The organism is Desulfogranum marinum (genome assembly GCF_016918565.1).
In the GTDB taxonomy this organism is placed as follows: domain Bacteria; phylum Desulfobacterota; class Desulfobulbia; order Desulfobulbales; family Desulfobulbaceae; genus Desulfogranum; species Desulfogranum marinum.
Genome location: NZ_JAFFQD010000061.1, coordinates 1 through 19,675, shown reverse-complemented (window position 1 = coordinate 19,675; position 19,675 = coordinate 1). Strand labels below are relative to the sequence as shown.

At 46.8% G+C, this 19,675-nt stretch carries 21 protein-coding genes; 10 read left to right on the top strand and 11 right to left on the bottom strand.

Annotated features, from left to right (window positions below):
- From JWH17_RS25005 to JWH17_RS21245, 10 genes are all read right to left on the bottom strand, one after another.
- A partial coding sequence (locus JWH17_RS25005) for an IS1634 family transposase N-terminal domain-related protein (RefSeq protein WP_499776917.1) occupies positions 1-174 on the bottom strand: 174 nt, incomplete at its 3' end.
- Between the two features lie 72 nt (positions 175-246).
- Positions 247-852, bottom strand: a complete 606-nt coding sequence (locus JWH17_RS21285; protein WP_205224715.1) for an alpha/beta hydrolase — start codon at positions 850-852, stop codon at positions 247-249.
- A 40-nt stretch (positions 853-892) separates the two neighbouring features.
- Positions 893-1,213, bottom strand: a complete 321-nt coding sequence (locus JWH17_RS21280) for a hypothetical protein (protein WP_205224714.1) — start codon at positions 1,211-1,213, stop codon at positions 893-895.
- A 396-nt stretch (positions 1,214-1,609) separates the two neighbouring features.
- Positions 1,610-2,275 (bottom strand): hypothetical protein, encoded by a 666-nt coding sequence (locus JWH17_RS21275; RefSeq protein WP_205224713.1) that lies wholly within the window; start codon positions 2,273-2,275, stop codon positions 1,610-1,612.
- An 8-nt stretch (positions 2,276-2,283) separates the two neighbouring features.
- The gene (locus JWH17_RS21270) at positions 2,284-2,484 is read right to left on the bottom strand and encodes an NUDIX hydrolase (RefSeq protein ID WP_205224712.1); all 201 of its coding nucleotides are present in this window, start codon (positions 2,482-2,484) and stop codon (positions 2,284-2,286) included.
- Positions 2,485-3,403: 919 nt separating this feature from the next.
- Positions 3,404-4,156, bottom strand: coding sequence for a sulfite exporter TauE/SafE family protein (locus JWH17_RS21265; RefSeq protein WP_205224711.1), 753 nt, complete (start codon positions 4,154-4,156; stop codon positions 3,404-3,406).
- 13 nt (positions 4,157-4,169) lie between these two features.
- On the bottom strand, positions 4,170-4,553 hold the full coding sequence (locus JWH17_RS21260; protein ID WP_205224710.1) for a rhodanese-like domain-containing protein: 384 nt from the start codon (positions 4,551-4,553) through the stop codon (positions 4,170-4,172).
- Between the two features lie 16 nt (positions 4,554-4,569).
- Positions 4,570-5,004, bottom strand: a complete 435-nt coding sequence (locus JWH17_RS21255) for an arsenate reductase ArsC (protein ID WP_205224709.1) — start codon at positions 5,002-5,004, stop codon at positions 4,570-4,572.
- Positions 5,005-5,016: 12 nt separating this feature from the next.
- The gene (gene arsB / locus JWH17_RS21250; protein ID WP_205224708.1) at positions 5,017-6,102 is read right to left on the bottom strand and encodes an ACR3 family arsenite efflux transporter; all 1,086 of its coding nucleotides are present in this window, start codon (positions 6,100-6,102) and stop codon (positions 5,017-5,019) included.
- A 6-nt stretch (positions 6,103-6,108) separates the two neighbouring features.
- Positions 6,109-6,477, bottom strand: a complete 369-nt coding sequence (locus JWH17_RS21245; RefSeq protein ID WP_205224707.1) for an ArsR/SmtB family transcription factor — start codon at positions 6,475-6,477, stop codon at positions 6,109-6,111.
- 523 nt (positions 6,478-7,000) lie between these two features.
- Between JWH17_RS21245 and JWH17_RS21240 the strand changes: the two genes are divergently transcribed.
- From JWH17_RS21240 to JWH17_RS21220, 5 genes are all read left to right on the top strand, one after another.
- Positions 7,001-7,882 carry an alkaline phosphatase family protein gene (locus JWH17_RS21240; protein WP_205224706.1) on the top strand — a complete coding sequence of 294 codons (882 nt, stop codon included), beginning with the start codon at positions 7,001-7,003 and terminating at the stop codon, positions 7,880-7,882.
- A 29-nt stretch (positions 7,883-7,911) separates the two neighbouring features.
- Positions 7,912-8,700 (top strand): hypothetical protein, encoded by a 789-nt coding sequence (locus tag JWH17_RS21235; protein WP_205224705.1) that lies wholly within the window; start codon positions 7,912-7,914, stop codon positions 8,698-8,700.
- 332 nt (positions 8,701-9,032) lie between these two features.
- Positions 9,033-10,808, top strand: a complete 1,776-nt coding sequence (locus JWH17_RS21230) for a GGDEF domain-containing protein (RefSeq protein ID WP_205224704.1) — start codon at positions 9,033-9,035, stop codon at positions 10,806-10,808.
- A gap of 42 nt (positions 10,809-10,850) precedes the next feature.
- Positions 10,851-12,665: a methyl-accepting chemotaxis protein gene (locus JWH17_RS21225; RefSeq protein WP_205224703.1), complete on the top strand. Its 1,815-nt coding sequence runs from the start codon at positions 10,851-10,853 to the stop codon at positions 12,663-12,665.
- Positions 12,666-12,851: 186 nt separating this feature from the next.
- Complete coding sequence (locus JWH17_RS21220) at positions 12,852-13,541, top strand: hypothetical protein (protein WP_205224702.1); 690 nt, start codon at positions 12,852-12,854, stop codon at positions 13,539-13,541.
- A 12-nt stretch (positions 13,542-13,553) separates the two neighbouring features.
- Here the strand turns inward: JWH17_RS21220 and JWH17_RS21215 are convergent, their stop codons facing one another.
- Positions 13,554-14,372 (bottom strand): competence/damage-inducible protein A, encoded by an 819-nt coding sequence (locus tag JWH17_RS21215; RefSeq protein WP_205224701.1) that lies wholly within the window; start codon positions 14,370-14,372, stop codon positions 13,554-13,556.
- 445 nt (positions 14,373-14,817) lie between these two features.
- Between JWH17_RS21215 and JWH17_RS21210 the strand changes: the two genes are divergently transcribed.
- Genes JWH17_RS21210 through JWH17_RS21190 form a run of 5 tightly spaced genes read left to right on the top strand, consistent with a single transcriptional unit; the run spans position 14,818 to position 19,551 of the window.
- Positions 14,818-15,933, top strand: a complete 1,116-nt coding sequence (locus JWH17_RS21210) for a Glu/Leu/Phe/Val family dehydrogenase (RefSeq protein ID WP_205224700.1) — start codon at positions 14,818-14,820, stop codon at positions 15,931-15,933.
- Positions 15,934-15,983: 50 nt separating this feature from the next.
- A complete protein-coding gene (locus JWH17_RS21205; RefSeq protein WP_205224699.1) occupies positions 15,984-16,910 on the top strand; it encodes a 2-oxoacid:acceptor oxidoreductase family protein in 927 nt (308 codons plus the stop codon).
- Positions 16,910-18,157: a pyruvate synthase gene (locus tag JWH17_RS21200; protein ID WP_205224698.1), complete on the top strand. Its 1,248-nt coding sequence runs from the start codon at positions 16,910-16,912 to the stop codon at positions 18,155-18,157. The genes JWH17_RS21205 and JWH17_RS21200 overlap by 1 nt, the downstream gene beginning before the upstream one ends.
- Positions 18,154-19,077, top strand: a complete 924-nt coding sequence (locus JWH17_RS21195; protein ID WP_205224697.1) for a thiamine pyrophosphate-dependent enzyme — start codon at positions 18,154-18,156, stop codon at positions 19,075-19,077. Before JWH17_RS21200 ends, JWH17_RS21195 begins: the two co-directional genes overlap by 4 nt.
- A 12-nt stretch (positions 19,078-19,089) precedes the next feature.
- Complete coding sequence (locus JWH17_RS21190) at positions 19,090-19,551, top strand: AMP-binding protein (protein ID WP_205224696.1); 462 nt, start codon at positions 19,090-19,092, stop codon at positions 19,549-19,551.
- The last annotated feature ends 124 nt before the right edge of the window (positions 19,552-19,675 follow it).

The window sequence follows — 19,675 nt, the reverse complement described above, 5'->3', positions numbered from 1 at the left end:
GTCAAGGACATCTATAGCTTTACACCAGCCGACCTTTTGGCTGTCGTTGATCTCGCCAAGGTAAAGGACCTGCCGCTGACTGACTTTACCACTTGGCAATCTGCGATTTTCTACTATGGACCAATAGCGATGCTCTTTGCCATCCTTGAAACGTTTTTTTGCTCGTAAAAACATATCCTACTCTTGCCCAATATGATCAGCAAAGCAAGGGGGTAGGTCGGCACTACAAGCCATTTTTGCATCCTGCTAACGTAACTTCAAGAAGTTACACTTCAAAACAGGGCGAAAATAGTGAAATCGGAGGTCGAACTGCGAAAGTCGGGTTAGCATATTTTCAAGGTCAAAAAGTGCCCTATAGCCAGCAGCAGATACTCCATTTTTATTAGCCCTGTAATATTCTGGTGAACCCGATGGTATTTGAGGAAGAAATTTAGAGAGCAGTAACGCAAGACGCGTATAAGGTTTGGTGACAATAGCCGGAGCGAGGAGTACCTGACGATCAAACAATGTCGTTGCTAATTTCCCTTGAGCAACCGTCGAAACAAGTCCTCCCAATGAGTATGCGACAAGCATTCTTGGTAATAGAGGGAAGGTTGATTCTGCGTCTCTATAACCATCTATAAAATTCTGTAACCACACCTCAGCATTTACTTTGAAAATTCCGTCCACGGTTAAGCCTCGATGCCCTTTAAGACAGAGTAAATAGACATGATATCCCCATCTTTTCAGAGCAGGAATCATGTCTTTCCAACTTGCAGGATTCTGGTTTAATCCATGAATCAGTATAACCACCCCTAAGGCTTTTTTAGAAGATACTAAAAACCATTTATTACCGGCTATCGCAGCGCTCATATCAATTCGGTTTTGGGATTATTTTGGTTACTGCCTCACCTTAATTCTTTTCTTCTACACTATCTGCAGTTGTGACTTCCAAGCCAGGTGTTTTCCGCTCCACCTCAACCAGCGCCTTTTTTTTAAACCCACCCTTTTTTGTCTGTTTTTTCAACTCAAGTACATCGATCAGGGAACGGTAGTCGACTTGTTGCCGCTGCATCTCTGCAAAACAAGTGACAATAACCGCTATGGTATTGGGAACGTCACCTTTTTTCTTGTACGACTGAATATTTTTATCACTGACCTTGATCAGTTTGCAGAACTTGGGAAGAGTTATTTCCGCATCAAGTAGGGCTTTTTTGAATTCTATAAACGTCATAAAACCTATTTTGTCTCCATACTATTCAATTTGGCAAGGAATCAATAAATACCTTTTACCATATTATAAAATTAAAAATAACAAAATGTAGTTGAAAGTCAGTATCTATACTGTTATCGATAGCCATATAATATGACCAAGAGCCATATTAAAGCAACTTCTAGTCGTATCAGATGCGAAAATCTCAACTTGGAGAAAATCATGGCAAAAGACAAGAAAAAAGAACTAAAAAAGGGCAAGAAGAAAGAACTGAAGAAGCTCGAGAAAAAAGCAGCTAAGAAAAAAGCACTGAAGAAAGGAAAAAAAGGTAAGAAAAAGTAAATAAGCTTTTCCTTTCATCAAGGTATATAAAAAAGGCTGTCCCATTTTGGGACAGCCTTTTTTATTACTTTTCCACTACGAATTCTTGATTTTTCCCTGTGCGCCGTAACATATATATTTTTTCTTTTTAGTGGACCACCTGTAGTAATGAATCGTGCCGAGCTCTGCCTTTTCAATTAGATCCAATACATTGAAAATTTTCTTTTTCTTTGAGAGATTCGTATTGGGTATCTTGTTATAAAATAATGCCCAGGCAACAACTGCATCTTTCCAATAGACCTCCTCCGAGGCAGTGACAAAAAAGTGTCTTGGCGGCTGAAATGCTTTATGTACCTTTCTTCTTTTCTGTATCTTTTCCGTCAATCGCTGATCTTTAGCCTCACATGCCGAGATAGTCAGGATGTTATCACCCTTATACATTGATTTTTTGGTACAGATCGGCTCCAGAGCATCAAGCAGCTCATTCCAACTAACCAGGTCTTTGCCGAACCATAGACCGTCCTCCTCACCATGACTGGAGATGTGAATACAAAGAGGCAGATCAGGATTATCAGTTCCGTCATGCTCTCTGTCAATGCTTGATATATATTTGCAGACGGTAAGCAGATCATCTTTTGACTTGGGGTGAAAATTTATGACTTCATGCCCGACAAGCCTGCAAATCTGTTCCAGACTTTTTCCTTCGTTTCTACCCTGCAGCAGATCAATGGGATTAGGGCATTCAATAATAAAAACGCGCATATAAAGATTTATGGATAGATTGAATGAAAACGAATATCGGTTAGGCGAAAGTGAATATTGTACCGGATGTTCGACTTTTCTCCCGGATCGGTAACTCCTCCTGGGAGGGTGTAATGGAATCTACTGTCGGGAAACCTCTTTTCAAGCATCAGTACATGATTGAAATCACGCTGGTATATAACTGCTTTACAGGTATTCTTATGCTCCATAGAACCCTCCTTAAGATATATAGCCAAAACAGCCAATCAGAGAGTAGGAGAAGGGCCGTTGTCCTACCCTTATAGTGCGCTAAAAGCGAATGGTGGCAGAAAGAGACAACTCGCATTGGATAATAATGAGCCGCGGGCGGGTTTCCCTGAAATCTTCGCGCATTGGCTACTTTCATGGAATTCGCATAAACTATGTACTTACAGTTACAATCTATTCTTCATCAAGTTTTTTTCCACTCCTAACCAAAAAATAACATATTAAGATACCCCCATTGAGGTAAAAATGACTGATTTGAAGCAACGCCTGCCGGTTTCATCACCTGAAAAATCAGCCCCAAGATATGTACAATGAGAAAAAGCATGCAACCTGTGCACCATACCTTTCCCCCAAGAATACCCAAGCACCTTGTCGAGATTCTGATCTTTCCACCGGTAGTAGGTAGGAATACTGTGGATGTGGTTGCTTAGTGTAAAGGTTATTTCTGTCCCTGAAAAAAGGCTTCAATTATTCCTTGTGCCACAGAGCGGTTTTCTGAAAGGAGCCACCAAGGTAAAGATTGTATCTGATAAGGTCATGGGTGCCGGAAAATCTAGACTCTAAAGGGCGAGAAGACTTGTCTCGCCCTTTTGCAGAAGACCTCTCCGTAGCACGTTTCAAGCCATCTGATGGCTTTGCCTATTGGAACCGACCCGAGGGATACCGCTGAGTCGCCAGGAGCTCGGCATGCTGTAAAATGTCCTTGCCGACGATTTCTAAAGGCGTGCCTTTTACTTTGTTCCGGACTCACAATCATTGGCCACAGGTTGAACTCCTTCCATAAACGTACCCGCTCGTTTTTTGTACACAAGCACGCCACCTGCTGCAGATAAAGCCTCACACACCCAGCTCATTATCAGACATAATGGTTCTGATGCACCCTTACAACAACATTTTCTGTATCATTCGCCCTGCCAGCAGGATAAGCATGCCGCCAAGTAATTTTCGTACAGCAGCCGGCCGCATATTCTTCTGCATAACGATTGTACCAAGGTAGCCGCCTGCCCATGCTGCAGAGCCGGCAAAAAAAAGAATTTTCCAACTGACCGAACCCATGGTTGCGTAGGCGAGAAAAGCCGTAAAGGAAGAGAAAGGTACAGCAAAGGCAGTGACCATCGCCACCTTCTTTGGGTTAAATCCCTGAAGGATCATGAGTGGGGAAATTAACCCACCGCCACCAACACCCAACAGACCGGAAAAAAATCCGGAACCGATCCCGGTGAGCAGCGGACCGGTGACTGGTCGATCTTCCCGATATTGATGCTTAAACTTCGAACCATTGAAAAACAGAATCATGAGCCCGGAAAAACTCAGGAAAGTGACAAAGGCATACATCACGTATTGGGTCGGGACGTGTATGCCTACCCAGGCCCCTATTGGTGCCAGAATGATAGAGGCAATAATGATCGGGAGCCCTAAACGGTAATCCAGCCGCTTTTGCCGGAAATTCGACCAGGTTGCACCCATCATGCTCACAGTATTAACAAAAAGCCCGATTGATCTAGCTTGCGCAAAAGGTAAACCAAGCCAAGTAATGGCCGGGATCAGCACCAGGGCGGAACCAACCCCGCCCAGAGCAAAAATAAAGCTTAAGACGAAAGACATGCCGGTGATGGCAAGCAATGAAGAGTCCATTGGAAATAACTCCTCACGACGCCTGCATTTTGGTGAGTGGGCCAGGCTTGAAAGCCCCGACCATCTCTTCCATAGTAGCAGCCAAACCTTTTACCTCGGCATAACCATTTGCACGAAGATAGGTGTATGCGACAGCGCCGCGAAAGATTGACGAGCAAAAGGCGATTATGCATTTGTCTTTTGGCAGTTCATCCAGCCTGCTGGGGAGCTCGTGCAGAGGGATATGCTTGGTGAAAGGAAAGTCACAATATTCCTTTTCTTTGTCTGCGCGTACATCCAGGAAAAGAAAGTGTTCATTGCCGATGGCTTTGCGCATCCCGTCTACGCTCATTGCGTGCTCTCCATTTCCAAGAAAATCAAAGTCCATTGCTGCCAGTGTTTGGTCAAGTTCGTTCATGTTCGTTCCGTTACTATTATTTATTTGAAAGAGAGTCGGGCAGAGAAAGGATAAAGTCCCTGATCTCATCTCGAACTCTCCTGTAGTGGACAAGTTTTTCTTCCTCGTTCTCAGCCTGTTCAGCAAGTTTTGGTGGGTCATCGAACCCCATATGCATTCTTTTACCGGGAAAAAATGGGCAGGTCTCGTCTGCGTGACCGCAGAGGGTGATTACCCAGTCGAATTCCTTAACGGGCAACTCATCAACCACCTTGGATTCCTGCCTTGAAATATTCACTCCGGATTCTGCCATGGCCTTAACCGCAAGTGGGTTGAGCCCGTGTTTCTCTATACCGGCAGACCAGGAGCTGATCTCCTCGTTTTTCAAGGCCTTTGCCCACCCTTCAGCCATCTGGCTCCGACAAGAATTGCCGGTACAGAGAAACAGGATAGTAGTTTTTTTCGCGTTCATGATACCTTCAAATTATTGAGATTGTCTCACGTGACAAACGCCGGTGACGGTGTTTTTAACGTGAGGGAAATATTTTTCCCGAAATCTGAGCGCAACGCTCACCAATGCAATCAAGACCGGCACCTCAACCAGGGGACCGATAACCGCCGCAAATGCGACACCGGAATCAATGCCGAATACGGCAATGGCCACAGCGATAGCTAATTCAAAATTGTTAGATGCTGCCGTAAAACTCAGGGTAGTGGTTTGCTCGTAAGTTGCCCCTACTTTCATAGACAGGAAAAAAGAGACGAGAAACATAACCAAAAAGTAGATGGTCAACGGTAGTGCAATACGCAGCACGTCAAAAGGCAGTTGGACGATGTACTCTCCTTTCAGGGAAAACATTACCAGAATGGTAAAGAGTAAAAATATCAGCGTCAGGGGTGAAATTTTTGGGATAAAGACTGTCTCATACCACTGTTTACCCTTGTTACTGATACCTATAAACCGGGTTACCATACCTGCGAGAAAGGGGATACCAAGATAAATGGAGACCGATTTGGCGATTTCCCCAATGGAGATATCAACAACGGCACCTGCCAGGCCAAACCATGCAGGGACGATGGTGATGAAAATCCAGGCATAGAGTGGGAAAAAAAGGACCTGAAAAATTGAATTAAAAGCGACCAGACCTGCACAATACTCGGTGTCACCGTCTGCCAGATCATTCCATACGATGACCATGGCGATGCATCGGGCCAGGCCGATAAGGATCAAGCCGACCATGTACTCATGGTGGCCGGAAAGAAAGGTTATGGCCAGCAAAAACATCAGCACAGGACCGATAATCCAGTTCTGAACCAGGGAAAGGAGGAGGACTTTGCTATTCCTGAAGACCTGGCCCAGTTCTTCGTACTTCACCTTTGCCAATGGCGGATACATCATCATGATCAGGCCAATGGCAATGGGGATATTGGTGGTGCCGACCTGGAAGGTGTTAATGACCTCATTTATGGATGGATACAGGTAGCCGGTCATGACTCCAACGAACATGGCCAAGAAGATCCAAAGAGTGAGGTAGCGATCAAGAAACGATAGCTGTTTACTGTCTGTCATTGTCAATTACTCCTCTTGATTATGCGTTTTTGGACATAGTGTGCCGTTTTTTTGGGAACAAAATTGCTTACATCTGCGGTTGTCATCTGCAACAGTCTCCAGTTTTGAGCAGTAGTGCTTCAGGCTGGCAAGTACGGCAGAGCCAAATGTTTGATTCTCGATCACCCGGTAATACATCCAGGTACCGTGCCGTTCTCCATCGACGAGTCCGGCGCTACGTAACAGGGCCAGATGGCGTGATGCCGTTGACTGAGGAATTTGAAGAGATTCCATAATATCGCAGACACATAAATCGCCGTTGTTCAGCAGCAGCAGAAGTATACGTAGCCTGGTTCCGTCAGATAGTGCTTTGAATAGCTGAATTTCATTTTGCATAGGGCCTTTCCTTCCTGTTTGTAAAAGAGTTTCATCTATCGCCTCTAACAAGCAATATCTATATATATGCATATCCGGATACAAGATAAACATTTTTTTTCCAAATAACGCAACTTCTTTATACCATCTTCTTACTGCGGTAAATTAGCCTTATTCCAATACACCTTTGAGGGACTGTTATATTATAGAAGAAACTTAATCATCACTCCGGTCATTTCAGATCTTTCCTTCTGCATCTCAGAAAATGCTTGTTTCTGTTGCATGGCCTAGTGGCCGCCAACCTCAGCCTCACGTCTTCCCCTCTCCCCCACCGACCTGTTTAGGGTGATGCAGCTTCCCGCCATATATTCCAGGCTCACCGTTACCTCCTCAACATAATAATCGTATTATAATGACGGCTTAACAGCATCATAATAAGTGGGTGCTAATTATTATGCCGGAATTAAGGTGTTAATAAACAACCGCTAAAACTGGTGACTGAGTCCACAGGACCTGTCACCACAGCTATGTCCGGAGTAAGCGTGTGACTAAATTATTGTGTATTCTGATAGATGGACTGCAGCTGGAAGCGCTCCAATGTGCCCATGTTCGCTGTCTCAAAAAACTGATGGCATCAGGTACTACCGTGAATAACCTTCGTCATGATGGGCCGAACCTTCCTCTGCCTGGGCTATCAACGCTTTTTTCTTCGATTCCGCCACAAGAACATGGCGTAATGGACAACAACAGCGGCTTGGTTGATTCCCGCCATGCCATCTCTCTTTTTTCGCTCTTACGATATCATCATCTCACGGCCTCACTTTTCTACAGTCGCGAACACATGCAGTACCTCTTGCCCCATGGGGAAATCCACACCAGCGTGTTTCTCAACTCTCAGGGGATAAAAAACATGGACAGTCAACTCGCCGAGATGGCAGGCTCTCATATCCAAAGAGAACAGCCCGACGTATGCTGCCTTGCTCTGCAAGGTACGGATATTGCCGGCACCCACTTTGGTTATCTTTCAGAACCATACCTCGAGACGGTAGAACAGGCAGACCAGGCAATCGGCATCCTTACAGAACGACTACGGATGGTGGGCCTGGACAATGAATATACGATCATGGTCACTTCCAGCTACGGCGGAGCATGGACTTACGACCCCAAAAGTAACAAAAACGGTACCAGTCTCCCCTGGATTATCTCAGGCAAGGCAATTGCCCGAAACACAGTTATTGAACAAAATATTTCTTTTATCGATGTGGCCCCGACCCTGGCCCACATTCTTGATGTATTCCCCCACCCGAACTGGCAGGGAAGTAGAGTTCAGGACTTTTTCACCCAAGGGAACGAACGGCAAATATCACAAGAAAAACAGTCATATATGCATCTCTTCAAAGAACACAAGATGCGACCCGCAGCCTAAACTGCAGCCACTCAAAGGAGAAAAATACAATGTTACGCATTGCAACAGTTAATGAGCTCCATTTAGCTGATACCAACAAAACTTATTCCCTGCTGTTAGCAGCCATGCAACATCAACCATTGGATATTTTGTTTGGTCAAACAGCATGTGTTGCAGGATCCGACCCTCATAGCCAAGCTCGCGATCTTGCCCAGTCACTCAAGATGACGTATATGTACTCAAACTCCACCCAAAACTATGATGCAGCAAAACATAAACAGAAAAAAAAGGTTCAAACCGGTTTTTCCCTCCTCACCGGAAAAGAGTGTTGGATGCTCAACAGCGGTAGTTTGTCATTGACTGAAACCAAAAACCTGCAACGCCAGGTACAGTTTGGGGTCATCAGAATCAACAGCAACTCCGTTCTGGTTATTAACGTGCGGTTTACCGATGACAATCCGAAGAAACAACTGCTCGACCTCCTTAATCACCCATTACACAGCCAACAGTTTGGAGCAATCATCATCAACAGTAATCTCAACGTTTTTCTCGGTGGAAAGGCTACAAAAAAGGTCCTGGACAGCAAAGGGCTCACTGTTCACCTACCGCATCACAGCACATCTGCGTACTCGTCACTCTCTATTCTGACCAGCAAGGGAACGCCACTCACATCCATCACAGTCGGCAGCACCAGAAATCTTCCGTTTAATCAGGGACAGGTCACGGAACTCGAGATGATCAGACTTCCTAAAGATAATCGGCGAAAGCGGTATCAGCCTCTTTCCTTTCGTGAGCGCTGGCTTGGCTCTCGTGATGGCTATCGCGCATTTGCCTATTAATCTCTTTCTCTCACCTTGGGTTAACCGACACGCCCCAATACCTTTTAGCTCTCTCTTCTTTAGCGCTAAGGAAGAGAGAGCTCTTGGACCAGCCCTGCATTAACCGAAAAAATCAGGCGAACAGCTCCCCAAACAAAACACATTATTTTTCCTCACCAGCTGCTACTTACCACATATTCTGCTCTTACCCATAAGTGAGCAAGTACAAATCTAATCATCTCCTCACTCTTTCCTAATATTCAATATGTACAAAGCAGTACCTGTGACACGAGGTAGCACTTGCAGACAAAATAATAGTTGCGACACAAGGCTTTTAAGCAAAAAGAGAAATCATGCACATAGAAATAAACATCGACACATTGCTGACAAAAATCATTCAAGAGGAGGATCTTTCCGTTCATTTTCAACCGATAGTGCACCTGCAGACTCAGCAGATATACGGTTACGAAGGACTTATTCGCGGCCCTGTCAACACCGTACTTCACTCCCCTACCCGTCTTTTCCAGGCGGCTACCAAAACCAACCAGTTGGCAGAACTCGATATACTTTGCCGGAAAAAAGTAATCTGTCGATTTGCGAAGCTCTCCCTCCCTGGAAGATTGTTTGTCAACGTCGATCCTATAACCATGCTCCATGAACAGTTTCGGGAAGGTATTACGCTGCAGTTTCTGCAGCAGGCGGGTATAGATCCGGGACGGATTATCATAGAACTGACAGAGACCAATCCAGTTGAAGATATAGAGCTCATGCAACATGCAGTACGCCACTACCGTCAAATGGGTTTCAGGGTGGCACTCGATGATCTCGGTGCAGGGTACTCCGGTCTCAAACTGTGGTCCGAAATACGACCTGATATTGTGAAAGTTGATCGTCATTTCATCCAAGGTATTGATGAGGATCGTACTAAGCAGCAGTTTGTCAACGCGATTTTAAAAACAGCTACCGCCCTTGGCTCACGAGTCATAACCGAAGGCGTTGAAACAAAAAAGGAATATGCCACTCTACGAAAAATCGGGATCGAAATGCTCCAGGGGTACTACTTCTGCAGACCGGTTAGTGTTCCCCCCACCACCCTTTCATCAAAATTATTTCGCGAGGAACCACGCAGCGAGGACACATTTGAACTATTGACCGTGGAGCATATCAAACGACCGGCGGTTTCAGCGCAGGTGAACACCAGTGTCAACCATATCGGCGAGCTGTTTACTTCCACGCCGGAGTTGGAATCCGTGGTCATTCTTCAGGAAACCGAGGTGCTTGGCATGGTTCTCCGCAAAGAGTTCATGAACATGTATGCCAGCTTGTACGGCAAGGATCTCTACGGCAAACAGCAAATCATGCGTTTCATCAATCGCAATGTTCTCCAGGTTGAAAAATATATGCCTCTTGAAAATGTCAGTTTCCGCCTCACTACCGGCCTGGATCTCCACCGGGAAGAATTTATCATTCTCGACAACTGCACCCTGGATGGGACCGGACGCCTCATCGACCTTCTTCATGAGATCACCAAACTACAGGTAAACAGGGCAAGGCATGCCAACCCCCTGACTCTGTTACCTGGGAATGTTCCGATTCAACAGCAACTGCAAAAACTTTTCAGAAAAAATAATGCTTTTGTTATCTGCTATTTTGACCTTGATAACTTTAAACCGTTTAACGATGTATTTGGATTTACCCGAGGCGATCAGGTTCTCCGATTTCTGTCCGAATTATTGGTCGTAAATATTGACGATCAAAAAAATTTCATCGGCCATATCGGCGGTGACGACTTTGTCTGCATATTTGAAACCGAAAACTGGCAGGAAGTAATACAGCGCATCCTCAACCAATTTGATGAAAGCATTTCCGGATTCTACAACGGGAATATAGGGTGCAATATTCGGACAAAAGACCGCAATGGAAATACAAAAAATTTCGGCAAAATGTCTCTTTCCGTGGGTGCCGTGCTTGTCTCTTCTTCAAACACTCACTGCCACATTGACCTGTCAAAAGAAGCTGCCATTGCTAAAAAAAGAGCAAAAAAGATGAAAGGCAGTTCACTTTACATCCATCAATTAAATATTGGAGCCCCTTCGCCGCCGGTACCAATATACTCCTTCGCCCCTTAACACACCGTTCATAACTTTTTCATTTCCCCCTATCAACTACTTATGAAAAAAATACGTTTTAGTTTAAAAGCGACCCTTGGCATGAAAATCCTTATAGGGGTTGCCTTGGTATCAAACTGTTTTATGGGCCTCTTGTTGTATAATAATCATCAGGCAGATATCACGGCCAACCACCTGGTGGAGCAGAGCACAGCACTCCGCACCAACATGGCGGCCCATCTCCGGGAAACGATCGTCAGCTTGCAAAATGATTTCAGCAAATTACCGGACTTTTTTGAATCAGATCCCAAACAAGAAATCATTAAACATATTACCGACCAGCACCCAGTAGTTGATAAGTGGACACTTGAAGGCAGGAAAACTTACAGCCCATTATTTAACCGCACACAGAAAAGGGATCTCGCAAAAAATAAAATAGTCGTCACCGTCCACGAGGGGCGCCTGCTTCTGACGTATGGCCTTTTTGACGATCAAGGCGATTTTCTGGCCACTGTCGAGCAACTACATCTGCAAAGTTCTGCTGTTGAACAGGACCTGTCCCGCCTCGACCAATACATCCGCACTGCCTATGCCGATCAGGACCAGTCAGCAAACCTTGAATCCAAGTTAATTGCGCTCAAGCAGTTGGTGGCTGACAAAGGGATGGCGGCAGAAAAGACACGCAACGAAATCCTGAACCACGTTGACCATATTCAAGCTATGGACAAACAACTTGAGACCAAAAAGAAACGACAGCAGAGAGTGAACCTCGCTATTGCGGGGATAGTCATTTTCGGCAACATGATTGTCCTCTTTTTCCTCACCGGAATAGTGGTCGAACGTCCTCTACGCAAACTGACATCGGTTATAGCCGAACTTGGTCAGGGACATTTTCCTGAAATACCAATGCAAAACAGAAAAGACCAAATAGGCATCCTCAGTAAAGCAATTGTAGCTTTTCGTGAGGCTCTGCTACAATTGCATGAAAAAGATGCTCGCCATAAGGACGAGCAACTGATTATTAACAACCTTGTCCATAGTATGACGGCCAGTATAAACAACCTGGATGACCGGGCCAGGAAGATGACTGAAGTGTCTTTATCTCTCGAAGCTCTTGCAGAAACGACCAACCGCCAGACCGAGGAAGCCACAGGCATTGCAGACAATACAGCGCTGCATACCAAAGAAGTTGCGCAGGTTTCAGAATTGCTCAGCAACACTACGCAAGACATCAACCAGCAGATGAAAAGCCAGGTTCAAGTTACGCACCATATCGTAAAGGGGATAGGCAGCGCCCACGTACAACTGGACGATCTAAAAAATGCAGTTACCGAAATTGATTCAATTATCAACACGGTTTATCGTATAACCGATCAAACCAAAATCCTTGCCCTTAATGCAACCATTGAAGCGGTTAAGGCTGGTGAACGAGGCAAAGGGTTTGGAGTCGTTGCCCACGAAGTGAAAAGTTTATCACTGGAAACAGCACAGTCAGCCACTGAAATAATGAGCAAGGTGGAAGCAATTAACGGCTACTGCCAAACCTTTATCAATTTTTTCGAAACCATGAACGCTCACGCAGACAAACTCCATCACGTAACCAACTCCATAGAAAGCACGACATTAGATCAAAGGGAGCACATTAACACCATTGCTACCCTGATCTCGCAAGCTTCAGAAAACACCCGCCAGGTCAGCTCCAATGTGCAACAGGTAAATAGTGCAACCAAAAAGATTCTCCAGCTCTCTGAAGAGGCTCACGCATCATCAGATCATCTTTCCACCACTCTTGCATCCTTACTTGGTGAGACGACTGAAAAACTAGCCTCATTTAGACAGACCATTGAAAAACCTGATCAACAACCACAGGTTGTGTAGCAAATCCATCCTCAATCAGGTACAAATGCCCTCTTCGCCCTAACGAAAACTATTATAGGCTTGACAAAAGTCCTTAAAATTCGAATATCTAGTAATAGAGGGTGCGAATCAAGAGTGGCCACTTATCTGTCCTCATCCACATTGGTACCTCTAGTTTCATACTAAGTATTTTATCAGGGAGGCGTTATGATAAATACATTGCTTGCGCTTTTTTATCAGCAGGCACGGAAACGTAAAACATCATCACTCTTTTTTTTGCTGCTGCTCCTACTTCCTCTTTTCCTCTCTGGGTGTGCTCCCCAAGTTTACTCTAAAATTGATCACAAACAGTTCAATTTATCAGCAGAACTCCTGAAAAAAGAGGGTATTGCCTTTATGACGCCATCCACCGTTACCGGGCAGGAGGAAGAAAAACAAGCCGTGGCCTTTATCTTTTTCAACATCCTTGAAAAGGAAAGAAGCGACTTGAAGATAATTTCGCTTCCGGAAACCCTCAGCGCCATCAACAAGGCAGGACTTGCCGCTGAATATGAGTATATGTATAGGGAGTATAAGGATACGGGCGTATTCAAACCAGAAATACTCCGCAAGATCGCCCAAGCAACCCATACCAGGTATCTGGCTCAACTCAAACTTGCAGGGTTTGAACAGGGAGCCAGCAGCAGGCTGGGAGTCTTTGGACTACGGCTTGTTGAGACAAGAAAAGCGACGCTTCGGCTCTTTTTTCAGATATGGGATGCCGAAAATGGAGAAATTGCCTGGGAGGCCCTGCAAGAGCTGAACTGGTCGGAAGAGATGGTTTCTGAAAATGTCATCACTTTGCAGACGGTTATTGGAGAGGCAGCCAAGAATATCGGCACTCGTCTGCCTCTTTGAATTGGGGTTCCCTCAACTAACTTTCTTCTTAATGTTAAATCCTAATTCAACAAGCCCAACACATAGATCCTGATAGGCCTTTCTTAAAAGTATTTTCTTTTCCCCAATCCCGGTGATGGTCATTATGATGTCCAACTCCTTCTTTTCACCAAGTGTTGTCGCCAGGGACTTGGTATAAATCTCAGGGTACTGCTCTACAATACGGAGCAGTACCGGTTCCAGCATTGATTCATCATTACATTCCACAGCTACACACATATTCAACGCTTCGCCTTCACCAAAAACCTTATCAAGAAATTCCTTCATCGACTGATTGATAATGACCTTAAGCTCTGAAGGAACACCTGGAACACTGATAATCGCCGTTTCTCCGACCTGAAGAAAAACGCCTGGAGCTGTACCCACGGCATTAAAAAGTGGTTCCCCTCCCTCGGGCAGCCAAGCCATTTTTCCTCGGGCAGGTGTCAACCCCCCTTGATCCATAATGCCCTGCTCAAAAAAATAATCGTATTGCTGCTTCACCATCTCAAGGGCTTCCTGATGGAGCACGGTCTTACGGTCAGTCCCTGCTGCTACGGCCTCCAGCGTCAAATCATCAGAGGTCGGCCCAAGTCCGCCGGAAGTAAAAAGAATGTCGACCTTGCGCGCCACAGCGGCACGAACAGCATCGGCAACCACTTCCAATTCATCAGGAATAACCGTTACCCGAGCAATACCACCACCACGTCCGTGCACCAGCTTGCAGAGCCAGTTGGTATTAGTGTCGAGGACTTCCCCGGTCAGAATTTCATTGCCGACAATAAGGATCTCTACATTCGCTGTTTTTTTCATGTTACCTCTTAACAAATTGACGTACTCAGCCTGAGATATCAAACTGTCTTTCCGTGCATAACTTTTCTCAGCGGAAAGACACTACACAGGTCCCTCAATTAAACCTCTTCTCCAATCAATAATAAAAAAACACACATCAGCATACTTTAAAAAAGTTTTTCCGAGTATAAGCAAGGCAAATGATAAGATCAAGCAGGCATCCACCTATCATCATATGTATAAATTAAAAATCCTCTTTCTTGCTCTCATATGCCACTTTTGCCTCCTCTCTCTGATAAATCAAACCAAGGATGTATCATCCAGGAAAATAGTGTAGCACTGAATCAAATTTGACAACCCTAAGGCTATTATGCTGTACTGAAAGGAGAGACGGTTTTTCCGGAAAATATCGGAAAAATGCATATTGTTTATTTACATCCTCTTCATACAACCGGGGTACAGCGTTATGGAAAAAACGATAGCGACTTTTGTTGATGATTTAGGACCTGCCAAGATCATTTGTATACAGGAACCTTCAATACACCTCCAAGGTATATTAGTTGTCGATAATGTTGCCGCCGGGCCCTCCATCGGGGGACTAAGGATGGCTGAAAATGTCAGCATGGGGGAATGTGTTCGCCTTGCCAGGGCGATGACCCTCAAAAATGCTGCTGCAGGCTTGGCCCATGGCGGTGGCAAATCGGTCCTTTTCGGCAATCCCAAAATGGAGCACAAGCAGAAAGAAAACCTTATAAGGGGCTTTGCTTATGCCCTGCGCGGTGAGTCAGACTATATCTTCGGCCCGGATATGGGCACAAATGAAGAATGCATGGCATGGGTAAAAGACGAAATCGGGCGTGCGGTCGGCCTGCCCAGTGAAATAGGTGGCATACCGCTTGATATCATTGGTGCAACCGGCTGGGGCCTCTATCACACCATTGATGTAGCTCTGGAGCACATTCACCTTCCTCTTCAAGGTGCACGAATCGTCATCCAGGGATTTGGGGCGGTAGGAAAACATGCTGCCCGTTTTCTGACTGAACACGGAGGAGTACTCGTCGGCGCCTCTGACAGTAAAGGTTCTCTTTACAATCCTGAGGGATTGGATGTTCAGGCGCTCATAGATATCAAAGGCCAAGGAAAAAGTATTATTGACAGCACTCAAGGTGTCGCAGGGGGAGTGGATGCTGTCATTGACATGGAATGTGATATCTGGATTCCTGCGGCCCGCCCGGATGTCCTGCATAAAGATAATATCCACCGCCTCTCGGCCAAACTCGTTGCCCAGGGGGCCAACATCCCTCTGACTGCTGACGCTGAAAAATATCTGCACGACCATGGTGTGCTTGTTATCCCTGATTTTATTGCCAATGCCGGCGGGGTGATCTGTGCCGCCATGGAATATCACAGCGCCAGCCAAACCGCTTCCATGCAGACCATTGAGGAAAAAATCAGGCGCAATACCGAAGAAGTGCTGGAACTGGCAAAGAAGCATTCCCTGCTGCCCCGAGAGGCTGCAGTTCAACTTTCACGCTCAAGGCTCGAAAAAGCCATGCACCTCAAACGGTGGCGTATCTTTTAACCTATGCATTGAATAGCCTTGAAGCACCCCTTTAAGGAGCTCGGATAATCATGTATCGCATTCGTTTTCATGGACGTGGCGGACAGGGTGTGAAGACCGCCAGCCGCATTCTAGGCAGGGCTTTTTTTAATCAAGGGTACGCTGTACAGGATGCACCGCGGTATGGTGCAGAACGTCGTGGTGCTCCTATTTTCGCGTATGTCAGAGCATCACGCACGCCCATTTATGAACGGGGAATTATTCAACGACCTGATTGCGTTGTAGTGGTCGACGACACATTGATGCCGGTTCCGGCAGCAGCCATCCTCCAAGGCTGTGAAAAGAGAACACTGGTCCTGCTTGTCAGTGATTTACCTGCAGAGCAATGGATCCAACGCCTCCACATACAGGGTAACCTTATCTGCCTGCCAAAGGCCGGAGAGGGAAGAGAATCACCATTTCTTTGGGGGATGGCCTGTGTCGGCGCTGTTGCCCGCTTGCTGGGAGTGCTCTCCAGAGAGGTACTCAGCGATGCCCTGCGCCAGGAACTGGTCACGCTGGATAAAGCCGCTGCCGAGCAGAGTAGCAACACTGCCCTCGACTCTTTTGACGAGATGAAAGCCACACAAATCCAAATCAAAGAGTCTTCAGTTGCTGCAGCTGCCACCTATCCTCCCCCTCATTGGGTAGATATGGCTATGGAGCAAGGGCCGCATACAGCACCTGCAATCTATGCCGCTGCCACCAGTGAAAAGCTTGCCACTGGACTATGGCGGACCCAACGTCCGGTTATTGATCATACCATCTGCAACCGCTGCTGGTGGCTCTGCAGCACCTTCTGCCCGGAAGGGGCAATCCATGTTGATTCCAAAGGATTTCCGCAAATCGATTATGCACACTGCAAAGGGTGTCTGGTCTGCGTGGGACAATGTCCGACCCATGCCATCCAGGCACTCGCTGAACAGGAGGCCTCCCGGTTGTCCGGAGAGGAAAGGTAATGCAACGCGAACTACTTACAGGTAACGGTGCCGCAGCCTGGGGAGCCCGCCTGGCCAGGATTGAATACCTGCCGGCTTTTCCCATTACCCCGCAGACAGAAATCATCGAAAACCTTTCTCAGTGGATAGACGGCGGGGAAATGGACTGCCGGATGGTCACCATGGACTCGGAACACTCGATGATAACCGCCGCAGGAGCAGCCGCAGTGACAGGAGTTCGAACCTGCACCGCCACTTCCAGCCAGGGATTGCTCCACGGCATGGAAATGTTATACACTGTTGCAGGCTGGCGAGCACCGTTTGTGCTCATCAATGTTTCGCGCGGGCTGGCTGCTCCCATCACGCTGGAACCGGACCACAACGACATTCTTGCTGCCCGTGACAGTAGCTGTGTTCAGCTCCATTGCTCCACCTGTCAGGAAGTGGTCGATCACATGCTGATCGCCTTTCGTCTGGCCGAAAGTGAAGGAGTACGGTTGCCGGTGATTGTCAATCTGGACGGTTTTTATCTTTCCTTTACCAGGGAAGTTGTCCAGCTCCCCGATTCCCGGACGGCAGATGCCTTTTTACCACCATACCCGTCTGATTTCTCACTCCGTTTTCGTCCCCATGAACCGGTCAGCGCCGGGGTCGCAGTGCTGGGGGGCTCCACCTATTCCTATTTTCGATATCAGGCACATCTGGCCTCCCTCCATGCCCTGCCACAGTACGAAAAAATATGCCTCGATTTTGCAGACCTTTTCGGCAGACAGTACGGACCGCTGGAAGAATACCAAAATAAAGATGCCGAGTATGTTTTTATCATGATCGGTTCTTATGCAACCAAGGCCAAGCAGGCTGTCGACAGTCTGCGTGAGGCAGGGTGGAAAATAGGACTTGTCCGTCCCAGGATACTTAGGCCCTACCCGGAAGCTCACCTCTGTAAAGCTTTACAGGGGAAGAAAGGGGTGGCTGTTATCGATCAAAACATCTCCATGGGCAAAGGGGGCATTCTCTACACTGAACTCAGAAGCGCACTTTACGGTCATCCTGATGCACCATTGTTGGCCAGTTTTATCGGTGGACTTGGTGGCAGGGATATTAAAGAGGAAGAATTCTTCGAAATGGCCTCAGTGCTTAAACAGGCTTCAGCAGACGGTACTCCTCCTCCGCCACGGCTTCTCTATACTGAAGAGGAGATGCGCGAAATGCGCGCGTTACAAACCATTGCAGGAGCGATACCGGTTGCGCAGGGAGACAGCAGATGAAGAGCACTACAGATTTTCATAGCAAACGAGATCTACCCCAAAAACATATCCTCGGCACAGGAACACCGATGTGCCCCGGATGCGGCGGGCTGGCAGCACTGCATGAAATATATGACATCATGGGAGAAAAAACGGTGTTTGTCAATGCAGCCGGCTGCATGACCCTGCTCTCAGTCTATCCTTTCACCCCTTTTCGAGGGGCCTGGCTCTATACTGCCATGGCATCGGCACCAGCAGGTGCTCAGGGAGTTCGGGATGCGCTCGATATTCTTAAGGTCAAGGGGGCAATCAAAGAAGAGGATGACCTTGAGGTTATAGTCCTCACCGGTGACGGATCAGCCTACGGCATGGGAATCTCAGCCACGTCGGGTGCCATTGACCGCGACCTCGATTTTATCTACCTTTGTTATGATAATGAAGGCTACGGCAACACTGGTCATCAATACTCTGCAGCTACCCCCCATGGTGTAAAAACAGCAACAAGCAAGGGTTCTCGGGGTTATCCCGGTTTCAAAAAAGACCTATTCTCTATCTGGGCTGCCCATAAGCCGGCCTATGTGGCAACAATAATTGCAGCCGAACCGCTTGACCTTGCCCAAAAGATTGCCAAGGCCTCCAGCCTCAGCGGCCCCCGCCTTTTATTGGCTCTGGCTCCCTGCCCTACGGGCTGGAGTTTTGACCCAAGTCTTTCCATAGAGATAGGTAAAAAAGCAGTGCAGACTGGTGTGTGGCCGCTCAAAGAATACGTCGACGGTAAGGTCGTGCATACTAAAATCCCAAAAAAACGACTACCGGTGGAAGAGTATCTCAAACTCCAGGGTCGGTACGACCATCTCTTTCATCCCCACCGGGATACGAAAACATTGCAGGAGATCCAGGACCGTATTGATGCATACTGGCACAAGGTGACATACAGCTGAAGGAGCAAAGCCATGCCCCAAGCAACGAGCTATTATCGAACCAATGGTGAGCCACCATTGCTGACTGCAACCATTCCTGAGCATTTTGCGGCTATAGTTACAAAATTCCCTGAAAATGAAGCCGTTGTCTCTCTCCCACAAGGACGACGCCTGACTTACACAGAAATGGCACAAGAAGTTGACCGTCTGGCAAAAGGCCTCATCGGTATGGGTTTCGGCAAGGGGGAGCGTATAGGCGTTTGGTCCACTAATAATATTGAATGGCTGCTCCTCCAACTGGCGACTGCAACCATTGGCGCTATTCTGGTCAACATTAACCCGGCTTACAGGCAGAAAGAACTTGCCTATGCATTGCAACGCTCTGAAGTACAGGGCCTTTTTATCATCCCTGCCTTTCGCAGCAGCAATTATCTTGAAATGGTCAAGGAACTCTTCCCAGAGTTGGAGCAGGACAGCAGACGCACACTCCACTGAGTATTCCAGAGCAATCCGGCCACTGATTCCAGGGGATTCCGGCCGGTGATTCCATTTCATTCCGGCCACCCATTCCAATTGATTCCGGCCAGGGATTCCATTCGATTCCGGCCATCGTTTTCGG

Excerpts from the sequence above, each read along its gene's own strand:
- JWH17_RS21280 (WP_205224714.1), bottom strand. The coding sequence starts at position 1,213 with ATGACGTTTATAGAATTCAAAAAAGCCCTACTTGATGCGGAAATAACT.
- JWH17_RS21275 (WP_205224713.1), bottom strand. The coding sequence starts at position 2,275 with ATGCGCGTTTTTATTATTGAATGCCCTAATCCCATTGATCTGCTGCAG.
- JWH17_RS21235 (WP_205224705.1), top strand. The coding sequence starts at position 7,912 with ATGTTACGCATTGCAACAGTTAATGAGCTCCATTTAGCTGATACCAAC.
- JWH17_RS21210 (WP_205224700.1), top strand. The coding sequence starts at position 14,818 with ATGGAAAAAACGATAGCGACTTTTGTTGATGATTTAGGACCTGCCAAG.
- JWH17_RS21265 (WP_205224711.1), bottom strand. The coding sequence starts at position 4,156 with ATGGACTCTTCATTGCTTGCCATCACCGGCATGTCTTTCGTCTTAAGC.
- JWH17_RS21245 (WP_205224707.1), bottom strand. The coding sequence starts at position 6,477 with ATGCAAAATGAAATTCAGCTATTCAAAGCACTATCTGACGGAACCAGG.
- JWH17_RS21195 (WP_205224697.1), top strand. The coding sequence starts at position 18,154 with ATGAAGAGCACTACAGATTTTCATAGCAAACGAGATCTACCCCAAAAA.
- arsB (WP_205224708.1), bottom strand. The coding sequence starts at position 6,102 with ATGACAGACAGTAAACAGCTATCGTTTCTTGATCGCTACCTCACTCTT.
- JWH17_RS21225 (WP_205224703.1), top strand. The coding sequence starts at position 10,851 with ATGAAAAAAATACGTTTTAGTTTAAAAGCGACCCTTGGCATGAAAATC.
- JWH17_RS21260 (WP_205224710.1), bottom strand. The coding sequence starts at position 4,553 with ATGAACGAACTTGACCAAACACTGGCAGCAATGGACTTTGATTTTCTT.
- JWH17_RS21190 (WP_205224696.1), top strand. The coding sequence starts at position 19,090 with ATGCCCCAAGCAACGAGCTATTATCGAACCAATGGTGAGCCACCATTG.
- JWH17_RS21205 (WP_205224699.1), top strand. The coding sequence starts at position 15,984 with ATGTATCGCATTCGTTTTCATGGACGTGGCGGACAGGGTGTGAAGACC.
- JWH17_RS21215 (WP_205224701.1), bottom strand. The coding sequence starts at position 14,372 with ATGAAAAAAACAGCGAATGTAGAGATCCTTATTGTCGGCAATGAAATT.
- JWH17_RS21285 (WP_205224715.1), bottom strand. The coding sequence starts at position 852 with ATGAGCGCTGCGATAGCCGGTAATAAATGGTTTTTAGTATCTTCTAAA.
- JWH17_RS21230 (WP_205224704.1), top strand. The coding sequence starts at position 9,033 with ATGCACATAGAAATAAACATCGACACATTGCTGACAAAAATCATTCAA.
- JWH17_RS21255 (WP_205224709.1), bottom strand. The coding sequence starts at position 5,004 with ATGAACGCGAAAAAAACTACTATCCTGTTTCTCTGTACCGGCAATTCT.
- JWH17_RS21200 (WP_205224698.1), top strand. The coding sequence starts at position 16,910 with ATGCAACGCGAACTACTTACAGGTAACGGTGCCGCAGCCTGGGGAGCC.
- JWH17_RS21270 (WP_205224712.1), bottom strand. The coding sequence starts at position 2,484 with ATGGAGCATAAGAATACCTGTAAAGCAGTTATATACCAGCGTGATTTC.
- JWH17_RS21220 (WP_205224702.1), top strand. The coding sequence starts at position 12,852 with ATGATAAATACATTGCTTGCGCTTTTTTATCAGCAGGCACGGAAACGT.